The sequence below is a fragment of the Rhodococcus sp. NPDC056960 genome, from assembly GCF_042674125.1.
Taxonomy (GTDB): Bacteria; Actinomycetota; Actinomycetes; order Mycobacteriales; family Mycobacteriaceae; genus Rhodococcus_F.
The window spans coordinates 50,534-73,395 of sequence record NZ_JBHURF010000026.1; the positions used below are offsets into that span (position 1 = coordinate 50,534).

At 63.8% G+C, this 22,862-nt stretch carries 18 protein-coding genes and 1 pseudogene; 12 read left to right on the plus strand and 7 right to left on the minus strand.

The genetic code is table 11. The annotated features are described in order from the left end of the window. Positions 1–290 precede the first annotated feature (290 nt). The 11 genes and pseudogenes from ACFTWF_RS33755 to ACFTWF_RS33805 all read left to right on the plus strand — a co-directional run bounded on the left by ACFTWF_RS33755 (position 291) and on the right by ACFTWF_RS33805 (position 13,672). Positions 291–2,576, plus strand: coding sequence for a CaiB/BaiF CoA transferase family protein (locus tag ACFTWF_RS33755; protein ID WP_378465432.1), 2,286 nt, complete (start codon positions 291–293; stop codon positions 2,574–2,576). A gap of 8 nt (positions 2,577–2,584) precedes the next feature. Beyond that, positions 2,585–3,511, plus strand: a complete 927-nt coding sequence (locus ACFTWF_RS33760) for an alpha/beta hydrolase (RefSeq protein WP_378465433.1) — start codon at positions 2,585–2,587, stop codon at positions 3,509–3,511. A gap of 65 nt (positions 3,512–3,576) precedes the next feature. Further along, positions 3,577–4,620, plus strand: coding sequence for an AraC family transcriptional regulator (locus tag ACFTWF_RS33765; RefSeq protein ID WP_378465434.1), 1,044 nt, complete (start codon positions 3,577–3,579; stop codon positions 4,618–4,620). Positions 4,621–4,714: 94 nt separating this feature from the next. Continuing rightward, on the plus strand, positions 4,715–6,247 hold the full coding sequence (locus ACFTWF_RS33770) for a class I adenylate-forming enzyme family protein (RefSeq protein ID WP_378465435.1): 1,533 nt from the start codon (positions 4,715–4,717) through the stop codon (positions 6,245–6,247). 120 nt (positions 6,248–6,367) lie between these two features. Then, a pseudogene (locus ACFTWF_RS33775) lies at positions 6,368–6,748 on the plus strand (alcohol dehydrogenase catalytic domain-containing protein); the annotation flags it as partial. 42 nt (positions 6,749–6,790) lie between these two features. Further along, positions 6,791–7,390 carry a zinc-binding dehydrogenase gene (locus tag ACFTWF_RS33780; protein ID WP_378465495.1) on the plus strand — a complete coding sequence of 200 codons (600 nt, stop codon included), beginning with the start codon at positions 6,791–6,793 and terminating at the stop codon, positions 7,388–7,390. A 50-nt stretch (positions 7,391–7,440) separates the two neighbouring features. Beyond that, entirely contained in the window at positions 7,441–8,235 is a 795-nt protein-coding gene (locus tag ACFTWF_RS33785; RefSeq protein WP_378465436.1) for an SDR family NAD(P)-dependent oxidoreductase, read from the plus strand. Between the two features lie 474 nt (positions 8,236–8,709). Continuing rightward, positions 8,710–10,215, plus strand: a complete 1,506-nt coding sequence (locus ACFTWF_RS33790) for an FAD-dependent monooxygenase (RefSeq protein ID WP_378465437.1) — start codon at positions 8,710–8,712, stop codon at positions 10,213–10,215. A 34-nt stretch (positions 10,216–10,249) separates the two neighbouring features. After that, positions 10,250–11,302: a maleylacetate reductase gene (locus ACFTWF_RS33795; RefSeq protein WP_378465438.1), complete on the plus strand. Its 1,053-nt coding sequence runs from the start codon at positions 10,250–10,252 to the stop codon at positions 11,300–11,302. Between the two features lie 50 nt (positions 11,303–11,352). Continuing rightward, entirely contained in the window at positions 11,353–12,240 is an 888-nt protein-coding gene (locus ACFTWF_RS33800; RefSeq protein WP_378465496.1) for a dioxygenase, read from the plus strand. 154 nt (positions 12,241–12,394) lie between these two features. Next, a complete protein-coding gene (locus ACFTWF_RS33805) occupies positions 12,395–13,672 on the plus strand; it encodes a PucR family transcriptional regulator (protein ID WP_378465439.1) in 1,278 nt (425 codons plus the stop codon). A gap of 542 nt (positions 13,673–14,214) precedes the next feature. Here ACFTWF_RS33805 and ACFTWF_RS33810 read toward each other — a convergent pair. The 7 genes from ACFTWF_RS33810 to ACFTWF_RS33840 form a co-directional block, all read right to left on the minus strand. After that, positions 14,215–15,426, minus strand: coding sequence for an NAD(P)/FAD-dependent oxidoreductase (locus ACFTWF_RS33810; RefSeq protein WP_378465440.1), 1,212 nt, complete (start codon positions 15,424–15,426; stop codon positions 14,215–14,217). A gap of 38 nt (positions 15,427–15,464) precedes the next feature. Continuing rightward, the gene (locus tag ACFTWF_RS33815; RefSeq protein WP_378465441.1) at positions 15,465–15,683 is read right to left on the minus strand and encodes a ferredoxin; all 219 of its coding nucleotides are present in this window, start codon (positions 15,681–15,683) and stop codon (positions 15,465–15,467) included. Next, positions 15,680–16,216 carry an aromatic-ring-hydroxylating dioxygenase subunit beta gene (locus ACFTWF_RS33820; RefSeq protein WP_378465442.1) on the minus strand — a complete coding sequence of 179 codons (537 nt, stop codon included), beginning with the start codon at positions 16,214–16,216 and terminating at the stop codon, positions 15,680–15,682. The genes ACFTWF_RS33815 and ACFTWF_RS33820 overlap by 4 nt, the downstream gene beginning before the upstream one ends. A gap of 3 nt (positions 16,217–16,219) precedes the next feature. Beyond that, positions 16,220–17,617: a Rieske 2Fe-2S domain-containing protein gene (locus tag ACFTWF_RS33825; protein WP_378465443.1), complete on the minus strand. Its 1,398-nt coding sequence runs from the start codon at positions 17,615–17,617 to the stop codon at positions 16,220–16,222. A 446-nt stretch (positions 17,618–18,063) separates the two neighbouring features. Continuing rightward, positions 18,064–19,839, minus strand: a complete 1,776-nt coding sequence (locus ACFTWF_RS33830; protein ID WP_378465444.1) for a CocE/NonD family hydrolase — start codon at positions 19,837–19,839, stop codon at positions 18,064–18,066. A 563-nt stretch (positions 19,840–20,402) separates the two neighbouring features. Then, entirely contained in the window at positions 20,403–21,167 is a 765-nt protein-coding gene (locus ACFTWF_RS33835; protein ID WP_378465445.1) for an SDR family NAD(P)-dependent oxidoreductase, read from the minus strand. Between the two features lie 15 nt (positions 21,168–21,182). Further along, positions 21,183–21,593 carry an ester cyclase gene (locus tag ACFTWF_RS33840; protein ID WP_378465446.1) on the minus strand — a complete coding sequence of 137 codons (411 nt, stop codon included), beginning with the start codon at positions 21,591–21,593 and terminating at the stop codon, positions 21,183–21,185. Positions 21,594–21,893: 300 nt separating this feature from the next. Here ACFTWF_RS33840 and ACFTWF_RS33845 point away from each other — a divergent pair, with 300 nt between their 5' ends. Continuing rightward, the gene (locus ACFTWF_RS33845) at positions 21,894–22,049 is read left to right on the plus strand and encodes a hypothetical protein (RefSeq protein ID WP_378465447.1); all 156 of its coding nucleotides are present in this window, start codon (positions 21,894–21,896) and stop codon (positions 22,047–22,049) included. Positions 22,050–22,862 lie beyond the last annotated feature (813 nt).

Below are 22,862 nucleotides of genomic sequence, written 5' to 3' on the forward strand. Positions count from 1 at the left end.
TAATGGCATACATACGGAACTACTCCTCGTGATGGCTGGGATCGTAGAAGGCAAACCCCTCCCGAATACCGCACCGCGGGGGCGGTTGCATTTCTTGGAGACGGGTCGTTGCATGTTGACCAGGCATCTGGGGAGCAGCAACCGGAAGGACAAGATTCGTCGCAACACCGCGATCGGTGGATACTGCGCCGCGCTCCGCGGACATTCGATTCAGATTTCAGCCACTAACGTCGGCATCCACATCGGATGTGATGTGAATCTCTACTCGATGTTTGTTCTGGAGGAAACGCATGCCTGGTGCCCTCGACGGCGTTCGCGTCATCGATTTCGGCCAGTACGTCGCGGGCCCGCTCGCCGCCGAGCTCCTGGCGCAGAACGGTGCCGATGTCGTGCACATCGACCCACCGACAGGACCCCGGCTGGCGGGGCTGCCGGACGCCTACCTCAACCGCGGCAAACGACGTATCAATCTCGACCTCTCTCGCGACGGGGACCGGAAAACAGCGCGCGAATTGTGCCGACGGGCGGATGTCGTTGTCGAGAACTTCCGCCCAGGTGTCATGGACAAACTGGGTCTCGGTTCCGCTGAGCTCACCGCGGCCAATCCCAGCTTGGTGTACTGCTCGTTGCCTGGGTTCGCTGCGTGCGACCCCCGTTCGGCGCTTCCCGCCTGGGAAGGAGTCGTGCTGGCGGCGACGGCAGGCTACCGTCGTCTGTCCGAGCACTGGGATTGGAAGGCACGCACGAACTCCCCCGTCGATGACCCCGGTCGCCCTCTGCTCACGGCACTCCCCTTGGCGTCGAACACCGCCGGCATTCTCGGCGCCCTCCGCATCGTCACTGCCCTATATCACCGTGAACACACCGGACGAGGAAATCGTCTGGAAGTGCCGCTCTCGGAGGCGATGCTGGAAGTCGTCGGCTTCCATCTCGAGTTTCCGGACTTCGTCGGTCCCCGGGAGGATCTTCCCAAGGCGTTCCTCGGTTCCTACCGATGCAGCGACGGCGGATTCCTCGATCAGGTGTCCTACCCGCGGTTCGTCGAAGGATTGCTCACCGAGGCAGGAGTGTGGGAGGCCTGGTGTGCGGACGGACTCGGCGACATGAGGAAGGTATTCACCGATCCCATCCTCAAACGAGTCGCCGAGCGACGGTTCGTCGAGCTCATCGCTACCCGGCCGGCGGAGTACTGGGAGCGTATTGTCCTCGAGCTCGGCAGCCCGGCCGCCGAGGTCCGGACACCGCGTGCCTGGCTCGAGAACGACCATGCCCGACAATCACGCACGGTCGTCGAGCTCGACGATCCCGAGTTCGGATCGTTGACGATGGGAGGGGTCGCCCTGGAGCTCAGCGAGGCACCAGCGGTCCTTCGCCCCCGATCTCCCCTCGGCGGCGACTCGGACGCCATCGCGCGACTCCTCGCAGAGCCGGCACGGACGCACGCACCGACGACAGCGGTAGACGAGCCGCCCCTCGCGGGTGTGAAGGTACTCGAGTTTTCCCAGGTCGTCGCAGGGCCGATCTCCGGACGCCTGCTGGCGGACCTCGGGGCCGAGGTCGTCAAGATCGCCAACCCGGATCCGCACGGTAACAACGGATTCCACGGCTCATACACGAACCGCGGCAAGCAAACGGTGTTCCTCGATGTTCAGGACCCCGACGACTTCGCTGCCGTGCGTGCAGCCGTCGACGAGAGCGACGTGCTCCTGCAGAACTACGCCTACGGCGCGATCGAACGATACGGCCTCGGCTACGACGGTCTGCAAAAAAGACACCCCGACCTGGTGTACGTCTCCATGGGCGCATACGCCCGCAGCGGTTCGTGGCGTGCCCGCCGCGGTCACGAGAACCAAGCGGTCGCCGTTACCGGCTTGTCCAGCCGCTACGGCGGTTCCGACGGATGGCCGACCTACCAGCCCTACCTCGTCTGCGACGTCAACACCGGCATCATGGGTGCCCTCGGAGCGGTCCTGGGATTGTTCCATCGCAGCCGCACCGGCCGTGGCCAGCACATCAGCACGTCCCTGACCAATGTGGCCACCCTCCAACAGGCGATCTACCTCTTCGACGGCGGGCCCGACGCCGCGAGACTTCCGGAACCGTCCGGGCCCGACAGCCACGGCTGGACGCCGTTGCAGCGGCTGTACCAGGCCTCGGACGGTTGGTTGTTCCTCGCCGCCGCGCCCGGGCAGACGAACGATCTACGCGCGGCACTCGGGCTCTCGACTTCCACTCCCGTTGCACCTACCGGTTGCGACGACGAGGAGTTCACCGAACAGATCCAAAGTGCCCTTCGCCGACGTACCCGCGCGCACTGGTCTGCAGCGTTTGCCGAACGAGATATCGCTGCTCAGTCCGTCCGAGAGATCGACGAAGTCGCGAACGACCCTGTGTGGCACCAGCGGGGGATCCTCCGCCATGCCCTGAACGGTGAGAATCGCACTTCACCTGTCCTCGGCGGCGGGTCTGCTCCGTGGCCGGTGCCCGACCGAATTTACGAACACCCCGGCGCTCTCGGAGCCCATACCGCCACCGTCCGTGACCTCCCTCGACACGTGACCTCACTCGAAAACTAGGAGTATCGATGCCCAGTCCCCAATCTGCTGCGCTCAAAGCCCACTACGAAGCGACCGTCGCCGTCCTCAGCGTCGCTCCAGACATCGACCTCGCGCTTCGGCGGGCGCTGCTCGACCAGATCCATTTCGTCACAGGAGAGCCGACGGGCGTCACCTACCGCGACGTCGATGCCGGCGGACGACCCGGGATGTGGTGCGAACCCGAGGACGGCGACCAGGACGGTGTGATCGTCTACTTCCACGGCGGCGGGTTCGTGGTCCAGAGCATTCACAGCCACCGCAAGCTGGCCGGTCATCTCGCCAAGGCCGCCAACCGTAGAGTGCTGCTTCTTGACTACCGTCAGGCACCCGAGTTCGCCTACCCGGCGCCCATCGACGATGCGCAGGCCACCTACACGTGGCTGCTCGACCAGGACTTCGAGCCGGCACACATCGGCTTCGCCGGCGACTCCGCGGGAGCATGCCTGGCCTTGGCGACAGTTGTGCGCTTGCGCGACAACGGGATCGAGCTTCCGGCCGGCGTGCTCGGTTTCTCACCGTGGTTAGACCTGGAGTCCTTGCCCGGCACACTCGACAGCAACGAACAGTTCGACGCGCTGGCCAAGCGGCCGCTGTGCGAAGACATGGCTGCCGCATACATCCAGGACACCGGTGCTGCAGCCGACCCGCGTGCGAATCCCCTCCGTGCGGATCTGACGGGCTTCCCGCCGGTGTACCTGACCGCCAGCGACATCGAATGCCTGTTCGACAACGGGGAGAGGTTCGCCGAGCGGGCCCGGCAGGCCGGCGTCGACGTCACCTTCGTCGTCGAAGAGGGGCAGCAGCACGTCTTCCAGTTCATGGCCGGTCGAGCTCCCGAAGCAGATCGGTCCGTCACCGACGCCGGAGCGTGGCTTGCCGCCAGGCTGGGCTCTCCTACCCCGGCGAGGGTGTGAGCTGAAAGAACAGGCACGCGAATCAGCGTTGTCGGGCCGAGTTGTTTGCCGTGGGATGAACAAGCATGACCGCGACAGTGAGTAAGGCAATCGCTCCGGATCCGGAGGTATCAGGTGCCATGGTGGCCGAACGTTCATCGACCGATCTGGTCACCGGACTGACGGTTCTTCGTCCCGAGACGGTTCTCGACGTCATCATCGAGACGTACGCGCCGTCCCGCCTCGACGTCCTCGGCACTGACCGGGACGTCAACGTCGAGGTGCGAGTCTCCAGGCTTCCCGGACTGGTCTTCGGCAAGGTTTCGTTCGGAACGGATGTCAGGGTGACAGCTCTGCCGCCGTCGTGGTACGTCCTCTGGCTCGCCAGCGAGGGAAGCCTGGATGTCATCTCCGGGCGCTCGACCCATGTCGTGTCCGGCAGCCGCGGTGTCATCCTCTGTCCGCATGAGCCCACCTACTTCGAGAACTGGGCACCGGAGACGGAGTTGCTCACCGTGCGAATCGATGCCGAACTCCTCGAACGGCAACTCGTCCAGATGCTGGGCAGACCGATCGCCGATCCCGTGAAGTTCCACCCCGAGTTCGACCTGTCCAACGGCAACAGTGCCGCGCTCGGAAGGGCCCTCGAGATGCTTCGTATCGAACTGACCCAGGCGGATGGCATCGCACAGAACCGGCGTGGTGCTGCGTTACTGACGGACGTCGTGACCACGTCGCTGGTGTTGTCCCAACCCAGCAACTTCTCCGACTTGATCCACGGCCCGGTCAGGTCGTGTCCGGTAGGTCCGCTTCGGGACGCACAGACGTTGATCGAAGACGACCCCCTGGCCTTCACCACGGTGGGGGATCTGGCCGAGCGGGTGCACTCGAGTGTGCGGTCGTTGGAAGTGTGCTTCAGGAAGCATCTCGACACCACGCCCATGGCGTATCTGCGACAAGTACGTCTCGATCGTGTTCGAAGCGATCTGCAAGTTGCTGATCCGGCGACGCACACCGTCGCCCGCATCGCCAACAAATGGGGTTTCAAACACCTCGGCCGCTTCGCCAGTTTCTATCGGGACAGCTTCGGTGAATTTCCCGCCGAGACACTGAAATCCGTGTGCCGCTAGCGACCACCCCTCGCACGTTTCTCTCGACGTCGACCGCTCGGGACGGTCGGTGTTCCTCGCCCTACCCGAAAACTCCACGAACGGAACAAACATCATGCTCAACGGCCCCGCTCAGGTCCTGCCGTATGCCGCATCCCGCTTCGCCGACAAGACTGCACTGGTCACGCACGATCGGATCATGACCTTCGCCGAACTCGATGCTGCCAGTAGTCGTGTGGCCGGCGCTCTGCACTCACGCGGTGTCGAACCCGGTCAGACCGTGTCGTTGTACTCCCAGAACCGGTGGGAATGGCTCGTGGCCTATCACGGCGCGCTGAAGGCCGGCGCCGTGGTCAATCCGATCAACGTCATGCTGACAACGGACGAGGTCGAGTACGTCCTGCGCGACGCCCGCTCTGCAGCGGTCTTCGTCGGTGCGGATCAGGCCGGCACACTCGTCGAGGCGACGGCACGGATCCCCCAGCAATGCGATGTGATCGTGTTCGGTTCTACGGAGGTGCCCGGCACGGTGGCGTTCCGAACTCTTCTGGACACCCCAGCCGATTCTGTCCAGCACCGGCCGCGTCTCGACGACACGTGCACGATCGGATATACCTCCGGCACCACCGGGCACCCCAAGGGGGCCGTGCAGAGCAACCGCGCCGTGATCGCGAACTTCGGACTCACCGCCACGATGCACGGACGCACGGACGCGGACGTCGTCGTCACGGCACTACCTGCTCCCCACGTCTACGGCAATGTGGCCATCAATTCGACCTGGTTGGCGGGTGGCACGGTGGTCCTGATGGAGCGTTTCGACCCGGCGGCAGCCCTCGCGCGGATCGGTGAACACCGCGCGACCATGTTCGAGGGTGTGCCCGCGATGTATGCCGCCATGCTGTCGCATCCCGCACTGGACAACGCCGATCTGTCCTCACTGACACGATCCACTGTCGGAGGCCAGACCATGCCGGAAGCCACGATCGAGCGTTGGGAAGAACGATCAGATGCTCCCCTGATCGAACTATGGGGCATGACCGAACTGGCAGGGCTGGGCACGACACATCCCCTTCACGCTCAGGGGCCGAGAGGCTCGATCGGCATCCCCCTCCCCGGAATGGAGGTGCGGCTGGCCGACCTGCAAGATCCGACACGGGACGCCGCCGACGGCGCGGCCGGAGAGCTGCTGATACGTGGCCCCGTCGTCATGAAGAGCTACTTCGGGAACGAGGCAGCTACCCACGAGGTCCTCGACAAGTTCGGATGGCTACGAACAGGGGACGTCGCACGACGTGACGAGAACGGTTTCCTCTTCATCGTCGACCGGCTCAAGGACCTGATCATCACCGGTGGATACAACATCTATCCCGCGGAGATCGAACGGGTGCTCAGTGCACATCCCGACATTGCCATGGTCGCGGTCGGTGCAGTGCCCGACGAGACCAAAGGCGAGCTCGCGTGCGCGTACGTCGTCCGCGCACACGGTTCGACCCTGACCGAGCAGGAGATCATCGATTTCTCGGCACAACACCTCGCCGCCTACAAGCGACCGCGCATTGTCCGCTTCGTCGGCGATCTACCCAAGACGTCGAGCGGGAAAATCATGCGCCGCAAGCTCAGTCACACCATCGACACTCTCGTCCAGTGATCGACCGGCAGGGAGATCCGTCAGGCAATCGGCACTCACCGCTACCAAGTCCTCCGGCAGTTCGCTGTTATCCGCACTTCTAGCCCACACCACGAACGTCAACGACAACAGGACATGACCATGAAAGCTGCACGACTCCACACTCAGGGTGCCGACTTCATCATCGAGGATCTACCTCGACCGCGACCGGGCCCCGGAGAAGTACTCATCAAAATCGCAGGGGCAGGGGTGTGCCATTCCGACCTGCACATCAAACGCGGAGATGTCCCTGCCATTCGCTTACCTCAGACGCTCGGCCACGAAAACGCCGGTTGGATCGAAGAGTTCGGACCCGGTGCCGATTCACATGGCTTCGAGATAGGCGACGCGGTCGTCGTGTTCGGCGGCTGGGGTTGTGGCAACTGCCGGTTCTGCCTCGGCGGTCGAGAACAACTCTGCGACACCTTCTTGTGGGGTGGAATAGGCCCGGCAGGCGGCTACGCCGAGTACCTTGTCGTGCCCTCCGTCCGGGTACTCGTACCTACGGGTGGAGTGGACCCGGTGATGGCGGCAACGTTGACCGACGCAGCACTGACGCCGTACTCGGCGGTGACGAAGACCTTGTCGCGCCTCGTACCCGGGAGCAGCGCCTTGTCGATCGGCGTGGGTGGCCTCGGTCAGTACGGAATCCAATTCCTGAAACTGCTGACACCGGCGCGTGTCATTGCGGTCGACACCGATCCAGCGAAACGTGAGCTGGCGCTGACACTGGGCGCCGACGTCGTGATCGACCCGCGTTCCGACGACGCCGAACAGCAGATCAAAGAACTCACCGGCGGTCAGGGCGCCGACGCGGTCATCGATTTCGTGGGGGTGGACAGCACGATGGCCCTCGGCGCCGCATCGGTGGGCAAGCAAGGGATCTTCGTGCTGGTAGGCCTCGCGGGAGGCAGCGTTCCCTACTCCTTCTTCGGGGTCGCCCAAGAAGCATCGTTGACCACGAGCAATTGGGGTTCGCGGAACGAGCTCGCAGAAGTACTCGCGCTGGCACAACGGGGTGTCCTCGTCTCCCACGTCGAGGAGTACCCGCTCACTGCCATCAACGACGTCTTCGACCGTCTCGAACGTGGGCTCGTCGCTGGACGCGCAGTGCTCATTCCGTGAAATAGGACGCCACGACTCGGCTCGACCAATCAAGGAGACAAGGCATTCGTATGTCCGAAAACCACAACAGATTATTCGATGTCACCGGGCGCGTCGCCGTCGTCACCGGCGGCGCCAGCGGACTCGGCCTCGGAATGGGAACGGCACTGGCCCGAGCGGGTGCCGTCGTCACCCTCGCCGACGTCAACGGACCAGAACTCGACCGCGTCGTCGGCCAGTTGCGAGCCGAGAACCTCGACGTGCACGGTGCGCTCGTCGACGTGTCCGACTGGGATGCGGTCGAGTCGACTCTCGTTACCGCCAAAAGGGCACACAATCGTCTGGACATCGTGATCGCCAACGCGGGAATCGCCGGTAGCCATGGGCCGTTGACCGACGAAGGAACGCTGGCGAAACTCGATGCCGACGTGTGGCGGCGGGTGATGGACATCAACCTGTCCGGGGCTGCAGGCACCCTCCGCGCCGCAGCCCGCCACCTGACACCCGGTGACAGCGGCCGAATCGTCGTGACGTCTTCCGTCGCCGCGCTGAGATTCCTGTCCATGGCAGGGTACCCGTACGCCGCCTCAAAAGCCGCTATCTCCATTCTGGTCAAGTACGCAGCGAAGGATCTGGCGAAGACTGGTATTCGAATCAACGCAATCGCACCATCAGCATTCGACACCAACATCGGTGGCGCCCGCCTCAGCGACATCCCGGAGATCGCCCAAGCGTTTGCGGACGACTCTGCATTCGGCCGACTCGCCCAGCCGAATGAACTCGACGGCTTGACACTGTTGCTGTGTTCGGACGCGTCGAGCTTCATCTCCGGTGCCACCTACAGCATCGACGGCGGAGCCGTCTGAGCTCACTGTGCGCCGCAGCACGGCAGCTGAATCCGACCGCCGAGTTCGGCGTCCAGACAGTTGATGATGGCAAACCGGCGAAGGCCTTCCCCGATCGTGTTCTCCCACAAGCCAGGATCCGTCCTCACGCGCTCGAGCGTCGACGGCACTGTCGTGAATATCCGTACCAGGTGCTCGCCGGCCAGTCCGTCCAGCGCAGGGGCGAACCCGAAGACATCGCCGAGGCGGTCGCCTACCTCACCAGTGAAGGTGCCGGATTCGTTACCGGACAGTCTCTTTCGTCGGAGGCGGTGACCGCTTCCGCTGACATTCGAATCATGTGTGGATGACCGCGAGCAATGGACAGTCCGGCACGAAATCCGGACAACGATCCAGCACGAGCGCTACTAGTGTTCAACCCCGACGAGTTGACGTGATGCCCGTCTCACCGATTTCGAGCGACGTATCAGTCAGCTCACACAGTGAAGGAGAACCATGACCGACGTGGATGTTCTGGTGGTCGGCGGTGGGCCGTCCGGCATGACGGTTGCCGCCGAGATCGCTCGCACCGGCGCGAGCGTTCACATTCTCGAAAAGCGTGCCGTCGCGCCGATCCCGCGGGCGGGTACCGTGCTCCCGCGGCCCCTGGAGCTGTTCGATGCACGCGGCATCGCCGACCGCTTCATCAAGCGCACCTGCGAGCAGAACCCGCACCCGTTCCAGACCTGGCACATCTGGGCCGGCATGCACCCGGTAGACTGGACCGACCGCGACTCCCGCTTCGGGTTCACCCTGTTCCTCTCCCAGCACGAAACCGAGAACATTCTGCGCGACTGGGCCGCCGAACTCGGCGTCCAGACGACCTTCCAAGCAGAGGTCGAAACCCTCAACGACCTCGGCGACAGCGTCGAGGTCGGCTGGCGCTCGCCCGACGGGCAACAGCACACCACGGTCGCCCGCTACGTCGTCGGCGCCGACGGTGGCCGCAGCCGTACCCGTCAGGAAGCGAAAATCGGACAGGTCGGCCATCCCGCGACCTTCACCGGAATCATCGCGAACGCGGACATCGACTTCCCGTGGCCCGGCGGAATGAAGGTCGGCCAGAACACCCACGGCTGGGTGGCCGCATACCCGTACGGCCCCGGCATCACCCGCTTCACCATGGTGCACGCCGAAGGGCGTAAGACCGCACAGAACGAACCGGTCACGGCGGAAGAGGTATCGAAGTATGCGAGTGAGATCCTCGGCGACCACGTCGAGGTTCCGTCGCTCTCCGCAGCCAGCAGGTACGGAGACGCCCAGTACCAGGCCGAGACCTACCGGAAGGGGCAGGTGTTCCTCGTCGGTGAGGCCGCGCGGATCCACTACCCGGCCAGCGGCGTCGGAATGAACTACTGCATTCAAGACGCATTCAACCTCGGCTGGAAGATCGGCGCCGTCCTCGCGGGCCACGCCGACGACGCACTGCTCGACACCTACGAGTCCGAACGTCGCCCCATCGCCGACGACCTTCTCAACAGCGTCGACGCGCAGGTTTCAGTCCAGTTCAACTTCACCGCAGAGGGCACGGCGTTCAAGCAGCGCTTCGAGAAGCACATGATCACGACACCCGAGGTCACCGCCCAACTCTGGAAGGAGCTCAACGGACTCGAGACGGCCTACCCCTCACCCGAGGGCAGCCACCCCTGCGTGGGTTGGCCCGCGCCGGACTTCGATGTCTTCCTCCGCGACGGCTCGAGCGTTCGTCTGTACGAACTCCTCCGGAAGTCTCCGTTCGTCGTCCTGGACCTCAGCGGAACCGGCATGCTCCGAGCCGCCGATGCAGAAGCGCTGCCCGCCACCTTCGTCGAGGCACACGCCGCCCGTCGGCCCGAAGCGCTGCGCGGGATCACTGCACTGGTCGTGCGTCCCGACACCTACGTCGGCTGGGCGAGCGAGGCTCCGGACGTCGACACCGATGCGGTCCGGTCCGCACTTCGCAGCCTCCTGGCCGGCGGCTGACCGCACCGGTCGCGCACTGAGGAGGATGGAACAGATGAACTTCACACACGTGTCGCTGCCGCAGCGGGTCACCTTCGCCTCCGGTCAGGCACCCGCTGCGGTGGCCGCCGAGGTCGCAGCGCTCGGCGGCGCCAAGGTCATGCTCATCGCATCGGAACGCGAAAAGGAACTGGCCGGCCCGATCGGCGCCGAACTCCCAGTGGTGCTGCGCCACGAGGAGGTCGTGATGCACGTGCCCGTCGAGGTCGCCGCGCGAGCACGCGACGCCGCCGCGGCATCCGGTGCCGACATCCTGGTCAGCGTCGGTGGCGGGTCCACGACGGGATTGGCCAAAGCCGTCGCATTGACAACGGGCCTGCCCATCGTGTCGGTTCCGACGACCTACGCCGGCTCCGAGGCAACCAACGTATGGGGCCTCACCGAGGGCGAACGCAAGACCACCGGAATCGACCCCAGGGTTCTACCCTCGTCGATCGTGTACGACGCCGGACTGCTCACCACCCTGCCGGGCGACATGAGCGTGGCCAGTGGACTCAACGCACTGGCGCACAGCGTCGACGCGATGTGGGGACCGCGCGTCGACCCGATCGATCGGTCTCTGGCCGGCGAAGGCATCAGCGGTCTGGCGACCGGCCTGCCGAAGGTCGCCACTGAACCGGGCAGCATCACCGGTATCGAGGAAACCCTGTACGGCGCCTACCTGGCCGCGGTCAGCTTCGCCTCCGCGGGCAGCGGTATGCACCACAAGATCTGCCATGTCCTCGGCGGAATGTTCAATCTCCCCCACGCGCAGACCCACGCCGTGGTACTCCCGCACGTGCTGGCGTTCAACGCACCTCACGCACCCGAAGCGGAACATCGGATCGCGGCCGCCCTCGACGCCCCGACCGCGGTTGCGGGCCTGACCGCGCTGTACGAAACCCTGAAAGCGCCCCGGGCGCTGAAGGATTACGGGATGCCGGCCGACGGAATCGCCAAGGCGGTGCGCCCCATCATCGAGGCGATCCCCGGTAGCAACCCCACACCAGTGACCGAAGAGAACCTCACCGCCCTGCTGACGGCGGCGTGGGAAGGAGACCCGCTGTGAGCGCGGCCTACGTGAACCCCGGCGCGACCGGAGACCGCCCCCAGCCGACGATCGACCGCATCGTCAGCGACGAGCAGCAGACGGTCGAGCAGAGACTGGTCGATAAAGTCGTGGCAAGTTTCGATGCATGCGAGGACCCACGCCTGAAGGAACTCATGACCTCACTCGTGACGCATCTGCACTCGTTCATCCGGGAAACCCGTCTGACCGAGGCGGAGTGGGGCTCCGCCATCGAGTTCCTGACCGCCGCCGGCCATATCACCGACGACGTGCGGCAGGAGTTCATCCTCCTCTCCGACACGTTGGGTGCGTCGATGCAGACGATCAACGTCAACAACCAGGCTTTTCAGTCGGCCACCGAGGCCACCGTGTTCGGTCCGTTCTTCGTCGAGGACAGCCCGGAGATCGAGATCGGCGGCGACATGGCCTTCGGCGCACCGGGCGAACCGTGCTGGGTCGAAGGCACAGTCACCGATACCGACGGCAACCCACTTTCCGGCGCGCTTATCGAGGTCTGGGAGGCCGACGAACACGGCCTCTATGACGTGCAATACGACCCGTCCAAGCGAGCCGCTCGGGCACATCTGTACTCCTCCCAGGACGGCCGTTACGCCTTCTGGGGACTGACCCCCACCCCCTACCCCATCCCGCATGACGGACCCGTCGGCAAAATGCTCGAAGCCGTCGGCCGGTCCCCACTACGTGCCAGCCACCTACACTTCATGGTGACCCACCCCGAATGCCGCACATTGGTGACACACATTTTTCCGGAAGGCGACGAAATCGGGGAAAAAGACGCCGTTTTCGGCGTCAAGCCCTCGCTCATCAAGGAATTTGCAAGACAACCCGCAACCTCTCCTGCGCCCGACGGTCGCCTGCCGGAGAGCACATGGTCACGGGTTCGCTTCGACATCGTGCTCGCACACACCACTATGTGAACGAACCAGAAACCACTGATCAGTAGTCGATACACGCCTCCGGTGGACACCACCGGTGGTGGACTGTGTTTCCGCGCTTCACGCGGCTCGGTCCGGGGTCGACCTCATGCCACAATCGGTCTACGACACGACATACAGACCAGGAGGGGGCGACATGACGACCTCGGCATCGTGGATCCGTGGTCTCCGCGTCCCGGAGGACGAGGTTTTGCCGCCAGTCTGCACAGAGGCCTCCGTGGCACCGATCCGTGCACTGGTCGGGGCCGACGCCGTCAACTGGGCTGTCCGCGTGGCTGCCGACGCCGCCTTCGAGCCGGTAACAGGATCGGTCGGACTGGCGGGAGGCCATTCTCTGGCCACGGTACAACGCCTCGGCGTCGAGTTGGGGTGTCTGTCCATGCTGGAGAGCTTGTATCGGGGGAAACCCACACCGCCCTTTCTGAACGCGGATGGAAACAGATACATAGCTGATCTCATCCAGCGACGCGTCCCACTGGCCCGTTTGCTGACTCAGATTCGTCAGGGCCACGCATACATAGCAGACCAACTCATGGACGCCTGCCGAGACCTCCTACCGGCACATGAGCACGCCGAAGAGTTGCAGCGCATCTCCAGGGTCTTGTTCGAGTACGTTGAAGGTCTCGTCACTGAGGTCGAACCAGCCTTTGCAGCAGCCGAAAAGGACTGGGGAGCTTCAGTATATGCCGCACGGGCGAAGGCACTCGAGCACCTCCTGCAAGGGGACGAAACGGAACTCGACGACGCGGGTCGCCGTCTGTCCTACGACATTGCGCATCGCTACCACGTAGGCATTGCAGTCTACAACGAGACGCCGGACGAATCCGATGCTCTTCTTGTCGAGGCGGCGCGTCACGTGTTGGCCGTTCTCGGCGCCACGCAGACGTTAATCGTGCCTCGCGGCCTCATGACGCTGTGGGCATGGGGCAATTCGTCCGCACGACTGGATGTCCGCCTACTGCAGGGATTCAGCGGACTCAGGATTCTCGTCGGCCGACTCGGTTACGGGCCGGCCGGTTTTCGGCGTTCGCACGAGCAAGCACTCGAGGCTCACCGCATAGCCCAACGGCGTCGGACGTCCGGGCCGTCAATATTCTTGTTCGACGACATCAGCCTGCTCAGCCTCCTGCTGAAGAATCCGGAGGAGGCAGCAGAGTTTGCTGCTTTCGAGTTGGGCGATCTCATGAAGGACGACCCCAAGACAGCAGATCTGAGACTGACACTTCGTACGTATCTCGAAAATCACAGCCCCAACACGACCGCGACGAAGCTCCACATCGCGAGAAACACGGTTACCTATCGCCTCAGACGAGCATCCGAGATCCTTGGCCGCCCGTTAGAGGAGCGGCAACTCGAGACGTGGACCGCTCTTGTGCTGCACGAGTACACGTCAGACCCTCCACAGTTCGAGTAGGTGAGTTGACGAGCGCTGCCGACGCCTCGCGTAACACGGGTGCGGGGTGCGCCTGCAGCAATCGTAGATGTCACACCGATGAAGCCGGCGGTGCGGCCCAGATTCGAAACGCGGAATCGTCCCTCGACACCACCGGCCATCGGACCGCAACGCCGTGGCGTCAGTGCGGGTTGTCCAGCACCGGCACCCTCTGTTACGAGAGGTACCCCGGCCCCCCGAGTTGCCTCGCGGCCGCATGATCTTGGGCAGCGGATCGCGCTGACCTGCGGCGATGGTTGCGGGAGGGTTCAGCTGGTACGCGCGAGCACGTCCCCATCGGAGCCCTCGGAGTTAGTGCCGTCCCGATCGAGAAGTAGGCCACCACCCGCGCCACGCAACGGAGCGGGTGGCGCTACTCGGACCGACCGACCTCCGCAATCACCTCATCGACGAGGTCCGGCGCAACTGAACGGTAGTGCGGCTACCCCGAGCCGGATCAGCCTCCAGTCACGACGACGTGGTTCGAGGAGTTCCACCTTGTCACCTTTCGCTGTTGCCGAAGGTCACATGATGGGTCTGGGGATGCGGGAGACGGTTGGATCGTTTGCGGCGGCGAGGTCGAGCGCTTCGTTCCAGCTCCCACCTCGCTCCAGGAGCTTGCGATAGCCGCGCAACGACTTCACACATCCGCAGGAGACAACGGCGTGGAACTCACCACCGGCTCCGTACAGCACGAGGTACTGGTCCTCATCGAGAGCGCCTTCGGCCACGACGGCGTCGTCGCCGGGACGCAAACGGCCGTAGCTGTGGAATCGTCGTCCGTACTGTTCCGTCCAGAAGTAGGGTGCACCCGAGTACGGCGTACTCAATCCCCCGGCCACGTTCAGGCCGACGTGGCGGCCGTGCTCGATGGCGTGAGTCCAGTGCTCCACCCGTACCGCTCCCGGCAGATGCGGGTGAGCAAGTCGCGCCACGTCGCCCGTCGCCCAGACGCCGGGAAGATTGGCCCTGCCGGCGGTGTCGACGACGACACCCGAGTCCAGGTCGAGACCGGAACCGAGCAACCATTCGTCGTTGGCGATGACACCCATGCCGACCAGGATGAACGGAGTGCGGTGGGTGGTCCCGTCGGAGAGCTGCACCGCGTAAGAGCCGCGGCCGCCACGCACACCCTGGACCGCGACTCCCAGCCTGAAGTTGACGTCGTGGTCTCTGTGCAGATCTCGAATGACCTCAGCGATCGGGGTTCCCACGATGTTGCGCAGTGGGAGCTCGAGGTCGTTGATGACGGTCACCTCGATCTGGTGATCAGAAAGGGCGGCAGCAATCTCCAGGCCGATCAGACCGGCACCGATCAGGGTGATTTCGCCGTACCGTGCCGCGGCCTCGCGCAAGATCGCAAGGTCCTCCGGCGTGCGGAGTGCGGGAAGCTCTTCCCCCTCGCTGGTGATGAGGGTCCTCGGACGGCATCCGGTAGCGACGATGATCGCGTCCCACGCGATGGTGTCGCCGTAGTCGGTGATCACGTAACGTCGGTCGACATCCAGCCCGACCGCTTCACGCCCGAGTAACAGCTCCAGCCGCGCAGCCTGCAGTCGTTCCGGCGTCCGAAGCGCGTGAAGCTGGGGCTCTCCCCGGGAGGCAAGCAGCTTCTTGGACAGAGTCGGACGGTCGTAGGGCTGGTGCAGCTCATTGCCGAGGACGACGATCCCGCCGCCATAACCACCCTCGCGAAGTCCGTCGGCGGCACTGAGGCCGGCTGCGGATGCGCCCACGACGACCACGTTCTGAAGCGGTCGTGACTTCGTGCCGGTCACGACGGTCCATCGCCGATCGCCAACGCCTGGGCGGGACATGCCCGAACCGCCTCTTCGAGGTCTTCTCGCTCGTCGGCCCCGACACGGTCGCGTAGCAGCACCGCCACCGGGCTGCCGGGGGGCGTGTCGAAGACCTCCGGCAGGATGCTCACGCAGACGCCGTAGGCGCTGCAGAGGTTGGTATCGAGTCGGATCTCGATCTGATCAGCACTCACAGGAACACTCCCAGGTTGGGCGTCGCGATACCGACCTCGGTCAGAAGCACCTCGCGGCGGACCAGGCGCAGTCCGTCGTCAGTGCGTCGGAGCGTGTCATTGCGGCGACATGGGATCAGGTCGAAGGTCTCGTCGATCCCGCGCTGCCGGTAGACGAGCATGGCGCTGGTCGCCTTGATCAGGTCTGGCGGCTCACTACCCTCCAGGAGCACCGAGCCGACGAGTCGCATGGTGCGCGACGGAGGTATCTCCGAGTAGGCGTTGCCCGTGGCGAGGCGATTGAGGCGGGTTCGCACATGCGCCTTGGTGTCTCGGATGCGGTAGGCGCTCCTGTCGACTTCGTCGGCACGTTGCTCGGTCGCTTGCCTGATCGGGACCACGTAGAGAAGCTCATCGTCGAGGAGTTCGTACCATTCCTCCTCGCGCCCTTCGTCCAGCAACTTCGCCTCCAGGGCCAGGAATTGCGTGACCTGGGCAAGCAGGCTCGAGTCGGCCTCGACGGCCTCGGTGGCACTGAGATCTGCCTGAGTCATGAGTCAGCCCTCCTGCTGAGTCGTCGTTTGGACGCCGTGACGCAAGGTTTTGAGCCAGTGGCGGTAGAAGTTGAGCTGATTGTGTTCACCGTATCCCGTGCCGCGCTTGATCCCTGGTCCTTGATAGCTCGGGTCCGGATCACGATTGACGGTGCTGCGATGCGCCTGCTCGAAGTTGAAGTTCATCCCTTCCCGCAGCATCCACGGGCTCCTGGCTGCCTTGGGGGCACCCTCCCAGGCGACCGTGTCGTCGACCTCGAACGTGCCTGCCGAACCGAAGGTGAACTGGCCGACGACGTAGGAGTCGAGGGCATCCTTCTCGTCCTGGAACGTCCAGACGAACTGCCAGTTCCAAATTTCCATCTCACCGGGCCCGATCGGCTGCCACTGACGGAACGTCGTGGCTACCGTCAACTTGCCGGTGGTCTGTCCCTCGGAATCCATGGCCAGGGACCCACGCAGGAAACTCAGGTTCGGGAATATCGTCCCGACGATCGGAGGTTCGTGCGTGACGATGTGCCGCTGAGTGTCGTCGAGGCCGGTGAGATCGAACTTGCTCACCGTCTCCGGGGCATAGCCCCACATCACCATCTCGGGCGCGACCAACTCGGTGAACGGCATATTGACGGAGGCGTGCCCGTCGCCGAAGTCGTACAGGCGGGTGGCCTCGACGTTGCTCTTGAGGCCCTGAATGACTCCGACCTGCTCGTTGCTGTAGTGGAGCGTCCCGACATGGTACGCGTCGCCGGCGAAGTTCTCGGCGCCGGTCTTCCAGTCGCACTTGAGCTTGTACCGCTCGGGCGGTCCGGCGACACGCATCCCATCGGGGTGAAGATCCAGCATCATCTGAAGCATCCACCCGGCACCGCCGAGGTACTCGTCCAGTGAAGGTCCCTCTGCGGCGAGGCTGGCGAAGATCAAGCCGAACCGGGTCTCTACCCGCGGCGCCCTGTACAGACCCCACGCCTTCGGGTCGAGGCGCTCGCCGTACGCGCCGGCCATGTTGGGCGTCCCGACGAGGTCACCGGTGTTCGAGTAAGTCCACCCGTGGTAGGGGCACTTGAAGAACCGGGAATTGCCCGTGTCGGTTTGGCACACCTGAGTGCCGCGATGACGGCAGTAGTTCGACAGTACGTTGATCCCGCCCTGTCCGTCGCGGGTGACGATCACGGGGTCGAGGCCGATGCGTCGTTGCACGAAGTCGCCGGCGTTGGGGATCTCGCTTTCGTGCGCCACGAACACCCAGCACGTGCCGAAGATCTGTTCCATCTCGGCCTTGAAGACCGCCTCGTCGTTGAAGATCTCGGCGGGGATGACGTCCTTATCGAGGCCGTCTTCGACACGCTCCAGAATGCGGTCGAGATGACCGTCCGCGACGACGGCAGGGTCGGTGATAGTCACTTCTTCTGTCCCTTCGGTATGTGGGTGCGAGCGCAGTGCGCACGATGAGTCGACTGTGTAAGAGGGGGAGCTGCGCTTAGATCGGGTTCAGCCTTGTTCGTGGTGATGTACCGGCCACCCTCCGCGGTGCTCGGCACGCCACCGAGGGAGAGTTCGGATCTGACGATGTCCTCGCGGGTCATCGAGTCCGACGTGATCGGTGGCATCCGAGTTTTCTCTCGTGCTGCGGTGCGTGTTCGGTTGTAGGGGTGGATAACTGCATCGATAAAGGGCAGACCATCGATCATGGGGTCTCTCCCTCGTCAGTCGTCGATCTGCGGTCCGAGAACCGAGCATTCAGCGGCCGATCCAGCGGCGGTGAGCAGTGCCGCCGAAACACCACCACGTGTTGTCGTGCTTCGACGGCACTGTCAAACCCGAGTCGGACCGCAGCGCCGTCCGCAGGGTCAGTGCGGGTTGTCCAGCACCGGCACCCTCAGGTACGAGAGGTACCCCGGCCCGGTATGGATGACGTGGGTTCCGCGGTTCTCTGCACGTGGAGTTTCCGCGGCCACGCGGCCGCCGAGCACGAGAGGGTTTTCGGGCCCGTGGACGTCCACACCGGTACCGCGGATGTTCCAGCCGGCAACGGTAAGCCGCAGCTGCTGCCCCGCCTCGACGTAGTACCCGCGAGGAGTCAGTCCGATGTCGACCGGGACGATCTCACCGGGACTCAGTTTCTTGTTGTTGCGGAATGCATGCACCGGGAGGAACTCGGTCGACAGCTCCCGATCCAGTTCACGCAGCGACACCCGCAGTCGACCCGGTGCGCCGGGAGGCGAGATGGGGTAGCTGTCGGCGATGTCCAGGTGCGGGGCAAGCAGGTTACCGTCAGCGTCGAGCTTCTCGACCAGGACGAAGAGGTCCAGGTCGTCGGCGCCCTGCGCCTCCACCCACAAACGTACGGACATGTACCCGACGAGGGTCGTGTCCTGATCGAATGTGACCGTGAACGCGGTCGATCCGTCGACGCCGGGATAGCTCACCGACGACACCTCTGCCGGAGCACTCGTCGACAGGGACTCGCTGCCGGCATCCAGATACAGCTCCTGGTAGCGCGTCTCCTCTACCGGCCATTGGGCGTACGGTACGTCGACGAAGTCCTCACCGCCGGCGTTGATGATGCACGCCCGCACCCGTGGGGTCTGCTCCCATCCGTTCTCGATGTTCTTGAGGTAGCGGTCGAAGAACCGCGACACGTCGTTCTGGTAAACGTCGCTGTACTGGTCTGTCCATTCCTGTGTGTTGTTGAACCGCAACCACTTCTGGCCCGACCCCAACCGCCGGAAGGCCTCGGGCCCTCCCATGGAGTGCAGCCCGGTCACCCCGTCCACCACGACATAGGCAGGAACGGTGACGTCAGAAAGGTCGGGGGTCTTGTCCTCCCAGTACTCGTTCATCAGAGGCTCTCGGACGCTCATGGCGCCGATCTGCTCCGTGGAACTCGAATCCCCGGGAAGAATTCCGTTGATGAAGTCGAAGAATCCGGGGTCCGGGATACCTCCCCACACCATGTGCGTGCGATAAATGTCGTATACGCCGTTCCAGGGCGCGATCGCGGCGAGGTGCGGGGGCTTTGTGGCTGCAATACCCCACTGCGACATCGCCAGCCAGGATGCGCCGTACAGCGCTACCTTGCCGTTGCTCCAGGGCTGCTCGGCGGCCCACTCGATAACGTCGTAACCGTCGTGAGAGTCCACGCAGCCCCAGTAATGGATGTCCCCACCGGACTTGCCCGCGCCCCGAACATCGGGATTGACCAGTGCATATCCCTTGTCCAACCAGAAAGCGCCGTCGGCTCCCTCGAACTTCCCCAACCCCGAGAAGTTCTCCGGCAACACCCCGCTCGGTGGCGGCGTGGGCAACGACTTCCCGTACGAGCTCCAGCTGACGATGGCCGGCAGGTCCTTGTCCTGATCTGCCGGGCGCAGCACGTCGGTGTAGATCACGACGCCGTCGCGCAGCGTGATCGGAATGTCCTGCTCCCACACAACATCACAGGGCAGAGGCTTGCCTCCCTCGATGAGGACCGAGCCGGCCGTCAGACGCGTCGTCTCACGACCGATCTTGTAGCCCTCGGGCAGAGGAGTCGACGGCTTGAACTCGACATTCCACTCCGCGGGGTACGCGGACCGCCGTTCGGTTTCCCCGGACGTGTCTCGAGCTTCCTGATCGATGCTCATGCTTGCTCCCGCCAATCGATTCTCTTCATGTCTCCTGCTCTCCTTGCGGTGTCCGCTTCTCCTACGGACGTTTTGACAACGCGGCATCCCTCCGCCGCCGACACATGTGCTCGCTGACGCTGACTGGCCGGCCAATCGGACCGACGATGTGTTTCACACCCGCCGACGGCCGGAGGCGGGTCTTTCTCGCTCGCGGTCCGCTGCGCGGCACTCACGCGGACCCTTGCAACCGCCGTAGCCGGTAATGTCAAAATCTACGCCCGCCCAGCGACGTGCTTCTTGCGCCGATTGCACAAACTATGACCGCCGTCACACCGGTTAGATATGACTTCTGCGCAGTGTTCCAAGGTCCGACGCAGGTCGCCGATACAAGACAAGCGGCACGGCGGTGCCCCTCGGGGCGACACTCACCGTTACGGGCTCCGGCACCCCCCGTTACGAGGCCCAGGTGTCACCGAGCGGAAAACTCACGCGGGGTTCAGGTCCTGATATACGCCGGTTGCCGGCACTGCAACTCTCCTGCTCAGTGTGGAGAGACAGGAGGGTTGCAGTGCCAGTCGGGTCTAACCGATCATCAACATTCCACCGTTGACGCTGATGCTCTGTCCGGTGAGGTAGCTCGACAGCTCGCTCGCGAGGAAGACGACCACGTCACCGACTTCGCGCGGCGCACCCATCCGCGCAAGTGGGATCGTCGATACTGTGCCGTCGATCATTGCTCGTCCATCCGGTGTCGAACGTGCCAGATCGATCATGGGGGTCTCGATGATTCCCGGAGTGATGACGTTGACCCGAATACCCGAGGGTGCGAGTTCCTTCGCGAGGGACTTGCTGATCGAGTTCACCGCCCCCTTGGCTCCTGCGTAGACAGCGATACCGGGCTCACCGAATTTCGCCGAGTCGGATCCGATATTGACGATCGCGCCTCCACCCGCTCGCAGCATCCGGGGAACACATGCCTTCACCCCGTGCAGGACGCCTTTGAAATCGACGTCGAGTATGTGATCCCAGTCCGCCGGGTCGCTGTCCATGAACGGTCCCGGGGGTACAACCACACCGGCGTTGTTGACCAGGACGTCGATTGATCCCCACGCCTTGTCGACCTCGCCGACAACGTCGTTCAGGGCGGCGTAGTCGGTGACGTCGACCTGCCAACTGTCCGCCGTTCCTCCCGAAGAGTTGATCTCATCGACGAGTTCTTTCGCCGGGCCGGTCGCGCGATCGAGAATGGCAACTTTGGCGCCTTCTCGCACCAGAGACCACGCTATTCCGGCGCCGATTCCCTGCCCGCCGCCGGTAACGAGGGCGACTTTATTCTTCAGCAGCATTTCCAAAACTCCTAATCAGATCATGTCGTTGCCGTTAGCGGTGTACGGAGGAATACGCTGGTAGATGTCCCAATGCTCGACCAGCTTCCCGTTCTCGACGCGGAAGATGTCCATGAAAACGTGTCGCAGCGACGCCGGGTCAACCGGGTTGGGCTCGTCGGCCCAGTGGAAGCCCGTCGTTTCGGCCTGCATCCAGACAAGGTCATCCTCTGCGGCCATCCGACGGACCGTGAAAGAGAAACCTTCACACATCGCTGCGTTGCGACCGAATTCGAGGAATCCCTCACGACCATTCACCAGGCGCGGGTTGTGCTGCTTGTACTTCTCGGCATCGCAGTACTTGTCGAACGCTGCCTCAGGACCCTCGCTGAGGAGCGTGTCCACGAATCCTCGAACGATTTCTTTGTTTTCCTCGCTGGCACTCACTTTGGGTGTTCCTCTCATTCCTCTGAATCGCCCGAAGTTATAGTCGTTCGTGACGGGAGTCACAACTGGGCGCTGATCGACGACTGTATTCGGTGCCGCGCCGACCCTGAGTCCCGAAATCGCAACGCAGTAGCCCAAAAACGCAGCCGCCGGTGATGCGTCTGTATGGTTGCGGGTATACGGCCGCTTCCCGCTCAGCACCGCGGCAGATGAGCGTCGTTCGGCCCACCGGCGTGGACGTGGCATACGTCATCGACTGCTTTGCCACGGGTGACCGGCGCCGCACACGCAGTGACGGTCATGGAGACCGCCAGGTTCACGCTCACCAGCGCGTTGAAGGTGGACGAGCGACTACAGCAGGCACGGATACTCGCCGCGCTGAACAAGCGAATCGAGCCCCAGCAAACAGTCGTCAATCGCGTTCTCGGAAAGCTCTGTCCCGGTGGACCGCAGTAGCACTCGAGGCTGCATTCACGTTCGCGCCTCGGGAGTCGGCCGGGCGGACGATCGGGTTGTTCAGGACGTAGCCTAGGCCCTGCGCCAAAGTTCGCGCTTTAACAGTCTGAGGTATGGTTTGAATTGGACACCCGAAGGCTGAGTTTGTGTTCGCCAATGACGAACGCGAACAACCGCTTTCAATGGTCGCGGCGAGCGACAACCCCATTATCGTTGGCGTTGAGGTCGCGGAGCCTGTTGGTCTGCGCGGAGCCGGGGGATGACCAAACGAGCAAGTCGCGGCAGACCTGGGGATATCCGTCAATACGGGCAACACATGGCGCGGGCGCTTCGTCGACCGCCGTCTCCCCGACGTGGTCGACGATCCTCGACCGGGTCTCCGCCCTCGATCTTGCTGGACCGGGTCGAAGACGTGGTTACCGCGACACGTGACAGCACGCCGAGGCGTGCTGTCAAACCGCGGCTGGTAACCCATAGCGCGGTCATGGCCGGACGGCCTGCGCAAGCCTGCGGCGCTCATTGATCGTTTCGACGAGCCTCATCTACCCTGCTTGAACGCTGGGAATCCGAGTGCTTGATCTTCGGAACCTGCTGCGGGACAGTCATTTTTAGGCGTGGCGTCAATCGAGAACGTAAACACGTCCTGCAATACATGCCGCGGACGCTGTGGGGCTGACTACGCGCGGTGGAAGATCTGCTCGCGACCGTGCCACTCAGTGGGGGTCCTCGCGTTCAGCCGCGGACCTGCGGGACGCGCACGGGTGCCGTCGATCGCCGGTTCATCGTTGATCCGGGATAATCGGGTCCGCGTGC